Annotated in this window: 8 protein-coding genes; all 8 read left to right on the top strand. The window is 40.1% G+C overall.

Annotated features, from left to right (window positions below; genetic code table 11):
• The first annotated feature begins 53 nt into the window (after nucleotides 1-53).
• On the top strand, nucleotides 54-1,481 hold the full coding sequence (locus ACED46_RS15760; protein ID WP_371721869.1) for an ATP-dependent endonuclease: 1,428 nt from the start codon (nucleotides 54-56) through the stop codon (nucleotides 1,479-1,481).
• Complete coding sequence (locus ACED46_RS15755) at nucleotides 1,466-3,637, top strand: UvrD-helicase domain-containing protein (RefSeq protein ID WP_371721868.1); 2,172 nt, start codon at nucleotides 1,466-1,468, stop codon at nucleotides 3,635-3,637. The genes ACED46_RS15760 and ACED46_RS15755 overlap by 16 nt, the downstream gene beginning before the upstream one ends.
• A 638-nt stretch (nucleotides 3,638-4,275) precedes the next feature.
• A complete protein-coding gene (locus ACED46_RS15750; RefSeq protein ID WP_371721867.1) occupies nucleotides 4,276-4,755 on the top strand; it encodes a hypothetical protein in 480 nt (159 codons plus the stop codon).
• A gap of 132 nt (nucleotides 4,756-4,887) precedes the next feature.
• Complete coding sequence (locus tag ACED46_RS15745) at nucleotides 4,888-5,505, top strand: hypothetical protein (protein ID WP_371721866.1); 618 nt, start codon at nucleotides 4,888-4,890, stop codon at nucleotides 5,503-5,505.
• Nucleotides 5,506-6,283: 778 nt separating this feature from the next.
• On the top strand, nucleotides 6,284-8,299 hold the full coding sequence (gene csrD / locus ACED46_RS15740; RefSeq protein ID WP_371721865.1) for an RNase E specificity factor CsrD: 2,016 nt from the start codon (nucleotides 6,284-6,286) through the stop codon (nucleotides 8,297-8,299).
• 2 nt (nucleotides 8,300-8,301) lie between these two features.
• Nucleotides 8,302-9,744, top strand: coding sequence for an MSHA biogenesis protein MshI (locus tag ACED46_RS15735; RefSeq protein WP_371721864.1), 1,443 nt, complete (start codon nucleotides 8,302-8,304; stop codon nucleotides 9,742-9,744).
• Nucleotides 9,744-10,391, top strand: coding sequence for a type 4a pilus biogenesis protein PilO (gene pilO / locus ACED46_RS15730; protein WP_371721863.1), 648 nt, complete (start codon nucleotides 9,744-9,746; stop codon nucleotides 10,389-10,391). Before ACED46_RS15735 ends, pilO begins: the two co-directional genes overlap by 1 nt.
• On the top strand, nucleotides 10,384-10,716 hold the full coding sequence (locus tag ACED46_RS15725; RefSeq protein ID WP_017061346.1) for a hypothetical protein: 333 nt from the start codon (nucleotides 10,384-10,386) through the stop codon (nucleotides 10,714-10,716). The genes pilO and ACED46_RS15725 overlap by 8 nt, the downstream gene beginning before the upstream one ends.
• Nucleotides 10,717-10,729 lie beyond the last annotated feature (13 nt).

The raw sequence follows: 10,729 nt of genomic DNA, 5'->3' as shown, positions 1-10,729 counted from the left end.
ATTACGTTAGACGGAATTTACGCTGAGCTTAGTGCTTAAGGTTCTGTCTATGAATACACGCTAGAAGAAATGTTGCCAGTTCAGATGAAACTGGTAAAAGTCCGCTGTCTACCGTAACAACACAGTTTTTTAAGAAATTAAACGACACGGATGATGAACGTCTGGAACAAGTTAGAACCGCATTAATTGATATAGATAAAGGTTTAGAAACGCAGTATTCAGATGTTTTTAGTGGATTTTTATCAAGTGCGGCAAAATTTCTCAATTTGGATGGTTTGAAAGTAATTTCAGACATTGAAGCGAGTTCACTAATAGGTTCTTCTTCTAAGGTAATTTATGGGACAACGGAGGATCATCTTCCTGAAAATCTTAATGGTCTTGGTTATTTAAATATTCTATACCTCTTGCTTAAGATTGAGATGATGAAGCAGGAGTTCGAGGCGTCCTCATCAGACATTAATTTGTTATTTATCGAGGAGCCCGAAGCGCACACTCACCCCCAAATGCAATCAATTTTCTCAAAAAAGATTCGAGAAGTAGTAAGTGAAATACAGGGGCTACAGGCCGTAATTACCACCCATTCATCTTATATAGTTGCTAATTCTGACTTTAAAGATATTCGATACCTTTTAAAGCATGAAAACTTAAATGTTGAATTTAGGAACTTTCATACTGAGCTTGCACGAAAATATAAAGCAGAACAAGGAGATGAGGGCGCAAAGTTATACCAGTTTTTAGAACAGTATCTTAAAATTCAAAATGCGGAGCTATTCTTCGCAGACAAAGCAATTTTTATCGAAGGTACTACGGAGAGGATTCTTCTACCTTGGTTTATCAAAAAGTATGATGAAAAATGTGGTGACGAAAGTCAGCCAATATCTTCGCAGAATATTTCAATAATAGAGGCTGGGGCAAATGCTAAAGCCTTCGCGCCGTTTTTAGAATTTATTGGTATTAAATCACTAATCCTGACAGATCTAGATTCGACAAAGCAAGATGTAAAACCAGATATAAATGGCAAAGATAGGACTTCGTATGTGGCATGCCCGGTTTCCGATTCTTCTCATACCAGTAATGAAACGTTGAAGCATTTCTTTTCTGCCCCCGATCTAAAAGACGCAGGTTTTCCTGAATGGTTCAACAAACTAAAACGTGGAGAATTAACTGAGACTGCGGGCTGTGTAAAAGTCGCTTATCAGACGGAAGAACATGGTTATCAAGCAAGATCTTTTGAGGATGCATTTTTTAATTCTAATAAAGTTGAATTAAAGAGGGCTTGCGCTAATAGTGAAGTTTTAGGGCTGAAGAATAAGGATGAGATTGAAGAAATAGATACTGTAAACATCTTTAAATTGACAGATAGAGTGATTGATAAAAAATCCGACTTTGCAGCATCCTTACTCTATTTGGGTCTTACGGGGAAGGCTGACTGGGTAACACCAGAGTATATTAATGAGGGGCTGAAATGGATCAGTCAGTAAGTACACCCTTAGAAAAGATAAAAGAATGTATAGAGCTTGAACAATCCTTTGTTTTACAAGGCGGTGCTGGGAGCGGTAAGACAGAAACATTAAAACGAACAGTCAGGTTTTGTTCTGAAAATCACCCTGATAAGAAAATTGTTTGTATTACTCATACTAATAAAGCTGTTGATGAAATAGTTGAACGTGTGGGTTCAGGGGTTGAAGTATCTACAATCCATTCGTTTATTAGTAAGCTTGTTAAACCATACAAACGTAATCTTTTAAAACTACTCCCAGAGCTCTTTTACCTTCCTTTATTCGAGGAGTTGGGTATTGATCATTACAATGGTGATGATAAGACTAGAAAGACTGAAGAGCATAAGAGATTTAAAGCACTGCACGAATCTTTGTCTAATAGGCGCTCTATCGTATTACAAGAAGATACAGCAAAAGTCACTGGAAAGCGTGAATATGACAAAGATCCTAGCTCATTTAATACATCGTTAAATAATGATATTGAGCAGCTAAATGAAGCGATAGCAGAAACTATCAAGCAACATCATTTCAATGAGGTTGTATATAATGACACGCCATTTGATAGCTTTAAAAGTGCCACTTTTGGGCATGATGGTCTTATCAAAATAGCTGCGCTGCTATTTTCTCAGTATTCTAGTTTTGGGAGAATCGTTCGCGACAAATATGACTGTATATTTATCGATGAATATCAGGATACTGACGAAAATATTATTCATTCATTGATTTACTCTACTCCTGACAAAGGGCTAACTATAGGTTTGTTCGGTGACAGTGAACAAGCAATTTACGAAGGTGGGATAGGTTCGGCAAAAAGGTTTATAGATGACGGGCAGTTAACGTTAATTGAAAAAGAAGATAATTTTCGCTGCTCACGTCAAGTAATTGATGTCGCGAACAAATTTCGTTCTGATGGTTTGACTCAGAAAGTCGCTCTAAAGGAAACCAATGGAATAATGGAAATTGCTGAAGAACGGGAGGGATCAGCAACCTTTTACTATTCAATCAAGCCTCCTGCGCCAGAAAAACCAGCCTCTCCCAAAAAAAGTGATTCTGATGAAATCAAAAGTGATTACCAAATAGCAAAGGCGCAATATGACCAGCAATTGGAGGAGTATAAACTTGATATTTCTCGGAGGCTGGAAGATTTAGCTGTTTGCGCTCAGGCTGATATTGGGGAAAATGTGTTATTGAAGCTCCCCAATAAATCGGTGGCTCGTGATGCTAGTTTCGGAAATTTGTATGAGCTGTTTGATGGCAGGTTCCGTGACACGCGGGAAGAGATAAAAAAACACCTCGATAGACTTCAATTCGGTCAGCTTGCTGAATTACTGCAACTTTTTAATAGCTCGGCTGATGACAATCGTGCATACAACAAGCTGATAGGATTGTTGAAGAAACAAGGTTTGTTCATTAAAACTAAGCAAGATAAAAGAGAACTGCATCATATGCTACAAGAGCTATCTTCGTCTAATGAAGCGGCCTATACTGTCATGAATCGAGCTGTTATTGCTGGACTGATCTCGTTATCCGAAAGCCATCAATCTTATCTTAAACGCAAGGATAGCGAGCTGGAAAGGATTGATAAAGATAACAACATTTATGCTTTCAAGAAATTACAAGAATCTGGATGTAATACGAAGAAGCAAATGTGTGACTATATTAACCAGAATAATGGTACTGATTTGACAGTTGAAGCGATTGAGGAGCACTACGATCAACTAGCAAAAGATGTTCTGAGTGAAAAATTCTATTCTGGATTGTTTGGTAGTGATCTGAGCTTCAACGAGGTCTTAGCATTTTACAAATATGAAGGCGACGACAGTAACTTCATGACAATGCATAAAACTAAAGGAACTGGCATTGAAAATGTTGTTGTGGTTTTAGATGAATTCAATTGGTCCAAGTATGATTTTGGAAGTTGCTTTAGGTCGGAGACAGATAATCCGGCTAGGCAAGCCCTCACAAGAAAACTGCTATATGTGGCGTGTTCCAGAGCAAAGAAAAATTTACGTTGTGTACGGCTTCTAGATAGTTCTGGCGAATTGGGAAATATAGAGAACTACTTTGATAATCTCGTGCCTGTTAATTTACAAAAGCCACGACAACCATCACTCTGTGTACATGGCTCACACCAATAATTGGTACTCTCGGATTCGAGGATCACTCTGGCAGGGATGCCAGAGTTGAGTCTACAGGGACGTACTTGAGACGTGCCGAGAAGTCGAGTGTACATCAGCTTGTTGCAGTTAATGGTCAACCAAGATGTTTAAATAAACTCTACAGGTTATTGCCGATACCCAACTGCAAATCAACTTCACAGTACAAACCATTCCCCTACAAAATCTAATCAATAACCATCAAGCTAGCGTGATAGCACCAACTGATAATTGTCCAGAACCGTTTCACTCGGTACTTTCTAGAACGAAAGTGCCCCAATTAAACTTAGGGTAGACGCTCTTCACTAAACTAATGAGTTCATCTAGATCGGCGTTTGGGTAAGAATTGGTAAATGATTTACCAATTCTTACCCAAATGAGCGACCTAATGCTTTAGCTACCCATTTCGTCATCTTTTTTTGGCTGGGAAACTCTATATCTCAAGCTGTTTCAATGTAACAACCTCCACGCTGTAATGTGAGCCATCCAATTTTCTAAATGAGTTTTATAATATTCAATCACTATCTCGTGATACAAAATATTGGTTTAGGAACAGTGCTTGTCGAAGCTTGTGAGGTCATAATAGTGAGGTGCTACTTTTCAAGAGGTAAGACTCGCAAATGAAAATTTTGTATTTTGATACACATAGTCTTTTTTACTCGCAACGTTACCTTAACAGTGACGCTAAGCTTTTACTTGCTTACGATGAATGGAAAGCTAAGCCTTCGGTGAGCCTACTGAAGTCTATTGAGCCAGATTACGCAGGCATTGAAAGTTTAAAAAGAGCAGCTATTGAAGCTGGCTTTCAATTGTACCCTCTGGGAACTCGATATTCTCGCAGTGTACTAATTGAATGCGAACTGTTTACTGAAGATGAACTAGCTCATGATGTGACCCTAAGAATACGTATGGGGGATAAGGACCCCATACGTAGAGTGATAGCACACGCAAGCAAGTTGAATGCGAAGTGGTATATATGTGGAGATTATGGCCCTGCTGAATTATTAGATGCTTACAAAGAGCGCTGCTTCAGCTCATCTTTTGGAGAAGGGGTGACACCTGAGCTTCTCTCCCAAATAAGAGCTTTGGCAGGCGTATAATAAGATCAACCCCGCTCAGGTGTATTCATCATAAGAATAACTAAGTAACGTGATTTATTGATGGCTTGTTTGAATTTGACAATTATATCAATAGGGAGCATCGTCCCTCTTTTTCTTCATGGAATTTAATTAATGATTGTCAACTTAGTGACTCCAATTGAGATGAGCGGGGTTGTTAATATGAACTTCTATTGTTCGGATGAATGTAGAGATTTTCACCTGACTCAAAATCAGTTGACCCTGTTCCACTGGCCTAGTTTCAATCCAGACATCTTATTGGCTGAAAATGCACCATGTAATAATTGTAGCGATTTCAGTGATTCGTTTGAGATATGCTCAACCACTTGCATTGAAGAAGGTGGCTCTTACTATATAAAAGGTTACTACTATGGTCACGTCAATAACTACCCAGTTACGTTCGGTGAGGTAAGTGTAGAGGAAGCTTTTGATAGTGCATTGTTGGCACTACAAGGCAATCATTATTTGTCTCGGCTGTTGAATTTGATTGATTTAAGCGGAATGTGGTTTGAACATTCCTACTACAGCGCATCCCCAGAAGAGAGTGAGAGAATGCTTACTACGATAGGAGAGCAAGCTATTGATCTCGACAAAATCTTGAGATTTTTTATACCTTCAGATTTTATGGAGCCCCGAATAAGGCTCAACGCCAATTGGTTGTTCGGACATTTCCCTGAATACTTTTCAGGTAACGAGTATCTATATCGCAAATTTGGCGTAGAACAAAAATGAATCAACACTACAATTTATATTCCTATGCCTAATCTGACGATTTTTACTGATGTTCCCACTGTTAATTGACAAATTACGTGAAGTAACAGTGGAGACTTATTATTAGCTGAATTAATCTGAGTACAATCTATCAGTTTTGTGACCTCAAGTGTGTTGATATCGGAGCTAGAGCCTCCATACACTGATGCATTTAAGTCTAACTTATCTAGTTCGAGTTCTTTCATCTGTCCCACCATGTTCCTACCCTACAGTATGTATAACATCTGGGGTTATAAGTACTGTCAGGTTTCTTGGGCTTACTTACGGGAAAAAATAACTGAGGAATGGATGTGAACTTTCTTAATAGTACTTTTCGTTCAGGGGCTCTGTATGATGGGTTTAAAAAAGTTTGGCGAAATCGTCATTTTCTCGATCTAGTTGAGAAAGCGTAGTTGCGATGGTGCTAAAATTATTCTTGAACTTATAGAGTTGTCCGGCTGATTTTTGTAAAGTTTTGCCTCGCTTCAATGTAAACTTTACAAAAATCGTTACGTTTTACCATTAGGCCTTGGTGAAGCGTAGAGATAGAAAGGGTTTGGGGTGATTTTTGGCTATCAAGGTTACCACAACCGTTCTAGTCCCTGTTTTTAATATATTATAAAGACAGTATTAAATTGGAAAAAGCCGCGTTCATCGCGGCTTTTTGTTACCTACAATTCTTAACGCTTTATTTACAACGTCAATTTATAGTATAAGTAGCAATACGGTATAATGTGAGTTGAAAAGGATTTCGTTATTCATGAGATATACCCCGACACTAAAATTGAGCACTCGATTGGTCGCATTTGTCACCGTGATAGTGATCAGCGCGATGTTCATTCTTTTTATTGGTGGCACACTTTCCTTTAAGCGTATTGGACAGGAATATTTAGACCATTATTTGGTTGGCATTGTCGACGTTGTAGATAAAGAGATGGAAGACCCTGACGCCGCGTATTCAATGCAGCGTTGGATGCCTAAGATGTTGCAGGCGAGCAATATTGTTGAGATGAAACTCTCGAACAAGACCGGCATCGTTTATCGTTTCAAAGATACCTCCCCACAAATTGATCCCAATCGTCTTTATGAGAAAAGCTTCATTTTAGAGCGTAATGAAGGCTACCGAATCGAATTTAAAGCACTTCCTCCTTATATTGGCTACAACTACTCAATGGAAGCGATGTGGTCAATTACTTTGGCTGTCGCATTGGTTCTGTTCTGTCTTGCTCGCGGTGTTAGTTGGTTGAAAGAACAACTCATGGGTTCTGAAATCTTGGAAGAGCGAGGAAGAATGATCTTGGCCGGTCAGGTTGAAGCTCATGCAAAGGGAGATGAGCGAGAGTGGCCTTATACCGCAAGCGAAGCCTTAGATGTATTGATTGAAGAGCTACAAGATGCTCGTCAAGAACGAAGTCGCTTTGATACCTTTATTCGTACCCATACTTTCCTAGATAAACTCACGGGAACGGCAAACCGAGTTTTATTCGATAATAAGCTGGAATCGGCACTGCATGAAAGTGGTGCTCGAGGCGGTGTGTTACTGATACGTATCGACGAATGGGAGCAAGTTAGTGATGCTAACGATAAGCAAACCACAGACGGCTTTATTATTGAAGTCGGTGAAGTACTGTCGAATATCGTTCAACGCTATCCCGATGTCATTTTTTCTCGCTATTACGAAGCGGACTTTGCTGTATTTATCCCTCATCAGGGCGCAAAAGATATTGCTACCTTGGCTGCTCAGTGTTTAAGGCAGTTAGATAAGCTAACTCCGCCAGAGCCTTTAGAGTCGGATAACTGGTGTCATATTGGTGTGACCATGTATACCGAAGGTGAGCGTCATAGCCAGATCATGGATGAAACGGAAACGGCACTAAAGAGTGCTCAGTTAGAGCGTATTAATAACTGGAGCCGTTACCCGAAAGAGAATAAGAATGAGCTTGATAGAGGCAGTGTTCGTTGGAGAACATTACTTGATAAAGCGCTGCTTCCTGAAAATTTAGTAATCTTTGCTCAGCGGTGTTATCTTATGCCGGAACCTGGTCAAGTTAATGAATTGCATAGAGAAATATTTACTAGAATTCAGGATCCTGACAAAGGTTTATTGAAATCGTCTCGATTTATGCCTGCGGTAGAGCAAGTGGGTTATCAAGCTCAAATGGACCAATCGGTTCTAAAGGTTGTGTTGAAATCGTTGAAAGAATCAACTCAACCTATCAACTATTCAGTGAATCTGAATGTTACCCCGTTTGCTAATAAACAGCACTTTAAGTGGTTTAGGAGTGAGTTGTTACAGCTCTCTGCTCAACACCGCTCTCAGCTTGCGTTTGAATTTTCAGAAGGGCACTTGATTGCTCATCTTGATTATATGAGACCGGTGGCAAAGATGTTGCGAGGTTTAGGGTGTAAAGTTGTGGTTGGCCAAGCTGGGCGAACCATTGTTAGCACTCACTATATAAAGGATTTGAAGGTTAGTTATATTAAGCTTCATCGAAGCCTAATAAAGAAAATCGATCAAAGGCATGAGAACCAACTGTTTGTTCGAAGCTTAATTGGGGCGTGTGGTGATTCTCCAACTCAAGTTATTGCCGTTGGAGTCGAGACAAAACAAGAAAAGAATACCTTGATAGAGTTAGGCATTAACGGCTATCAAGGGAGATATTTCGACGAAGAACAACAAATTATCCCTTTGCCTAATCAAGCAGAAAAAGCCGCGAAAGCGGAATCTGTTGTCAAAGTTGGACGAAGAAATCGATGGCGTAAGAGTAGTAGTTAAGAATGAATTTTAAAGCGATTTTAGACAAAATAAAGCCAACGAATAATAAAGGTAGCTCGCAAGTTGTCTTGCTGGGCAATGACGCCATTTATATTTCATCGACAGAACAAGATCCTCAAGTAGCCAGCATTCCCGTGGTTAATGGGGACTGGGAGAGTGCGCTAAAAAAATCGCTTAGCAGTGAGGCGTTTACCAGTAATAGCGTCCAACTGATTGTCTGTGCTAACTACTACCAAACCTACCAAATTGATAAACCGGACATTCCAGATAGTGAATGGTCGGTAGCACTGCCTTTTTTACTCAAAGATCTTGTTTCAGAAAGAGTCACGGAAATTACTGCGAGTGCGGTCGCGTTACCAACGTCGAACAAGCTGCAAGTATATGTCCTGCCTAAAAAGCTGTTGGACAAGCTTTTGAATATCACTAATTCGGCTCAGGTTGAATTAATAGGTGTTGCTCCTGAAGATGAAATCTGGGGTTACAGTGCAGGCGAACTGTCTAATTTCATTCTTTTACAACGTAGCGTCAATTCACACTTTAAATTGGGTGCGTTTGTCGAAAATACCGTTTGTTTTCAAAGAACCATCCGCAGTGTTGTGCCACCTTTAACGGGTGTTGCGTCAAGTGCTCTGCAGTTAGATGGCCTCGCTTTAGAGCTTCAACGCTCGATTGATTACCTTTCTTCTCAAATTAAAGGCACCCAGCTTCACCAGCTTAAAATCTGTTGTGACGAAGAAGATGAAGCAGAGTTACAAAGTGCCTTAAACAGTACATTGAGCTCGACAGTTTCACTGTTGGTTGAAGGTGAGCGTGATAATTCAGAGAGTTTGTTGCTTAAACTTGCAGCTGAAAAAGAGACGTTTAAGGTCAATCTTTACCCTGAACACCTTAAGCCTAAAAAAGAATATTTTACGCTGACCAATGTTGTTGCGAGCTGGGGAGTAGTTTGTGTTTTGATGCTTGGTGGTTACTTCGCAATGCAGTATCAAGTTTCTAATCTAGATAAAGAGCTAACAGCCCTGCAACAAGACTCGAATCAACTTAACAAGCAAGTTAACCAATTGAATAGTAAGTTAACTCAGCATAAACCGTCTCCAGAGAAAGTCGCGGCGGTTGCGCGTCTCAAACGTGAGACTGAGGCTAAAAAAGAGGCTTTGAAGGCTGTTGGACAATACGACGAATCCCAACAAGTCGGGTATTCTGGCGTCATGAATTCCTTAGCTAAATTAGGCCGAAATGACATTTCTCTTTCGCACATCTACATGACCCACGATACTTTAGATCTTAGTGGCTTGGCTCGTAACGCAAATGTCGTTCCGAACTGGATTGGTCAGTTTAAAAGTGAGCTTAATTTAGTCGGACGCACTTTTGAAAAACTAAAAATTGGCCGTAATGATCAGGATGTGGTGACGTTTGAGCTAAGTACTCGTCGGGAGAGTAAATAATGCAGCAGTGGAACCAGCTGAGCGATAAGTTTCTTGCATTAAGTCAAAGAGAAAAATGGCTACTTTTTGTGTGTGGTTTTGTTGGCCTATCGATGTTGTTGTTCACCTTATTGGTTGAGTCTGCGTATCTCGATCTACAAGCTAAAAATGCCAAGGCGAGCAGCCTGACTCAATCGAATCAAAGGCAGCAAGGTGAGTTACTTGTTCTGCAAGCTCAGTTAAACAAAGACCCAGACAAAGAAATTAATCGAGAGTACAAAAAGCTGCTGGTGGAGAGCCAAGATCTATCTCTTCAGCTTTCTCAGATTGTTGATGGATTAATCACACCTTCTCAAATGTCGCAGTTACTGGAGAGCGTTCTTAACGCCGGTAATGGACTAAAGCTTGAATCGCTAGAGTCATTAAAACCAGAAGCGATTTCGAACAATAAAGAGACCAGCGAATATTCAGGCTACTTTCTTCACCCTGTAAGAATGGAGCTAACCGGCAGTTACTTTGATATCTCAGCTTACCTTCAAGCACTTGAGTCTCTACCTGTGAGTTACTACTGGCGCACATTTGAATACTCAGTAGAAGAATATCCTAAAGCTCGACTGGTGTTCGAGGTTTACACATTAGGTACTAGACAGGAGTTTATCGGTGGTTAGAACTCTTTTGTTGTCCTTGCTATTTAGTAGCTCTTTTGTGTGGGCTGAGCAAGATCCCACGGCGCCATTAGGCTGGCTTTCACCTCAACAGAAAACGGCGCCTGCTAAGAAAGCACCAACTCGTTATCGCTTGCCTTCTTTAGAAAGTATCGTGTGTAAGGGAGATACGCCTTGCTATGCGATTATGAATGGTCAGATTCTCGGACAAGGGGAAACGATCAGAGGGTACCGAGTTAAGAACATAGATCCAGAATACGTCACTCTGCAGAGAAGCTCTAAGCAGTGGAAATTAGAGATGTTCTCTTTAGATGTTAAGAATAATTAAGGTTAGAGTGAAG

It is taken from the genome of Vibrio sp. 1S139 (assembly GCF_041439475.1).
In the GTDB taxonomy this organism is placed as follows: Bacteria; Pseudomonadota; Gammaproteobacteria; order Enterobacterales; family Vibrionaceae; genus Vibrio; species Vibrio crassostreae_C.
Note: the sequence above shows the minus strand (reverse complement) of the source record. Positions and strands in the feature narration are given on the sequence as shown.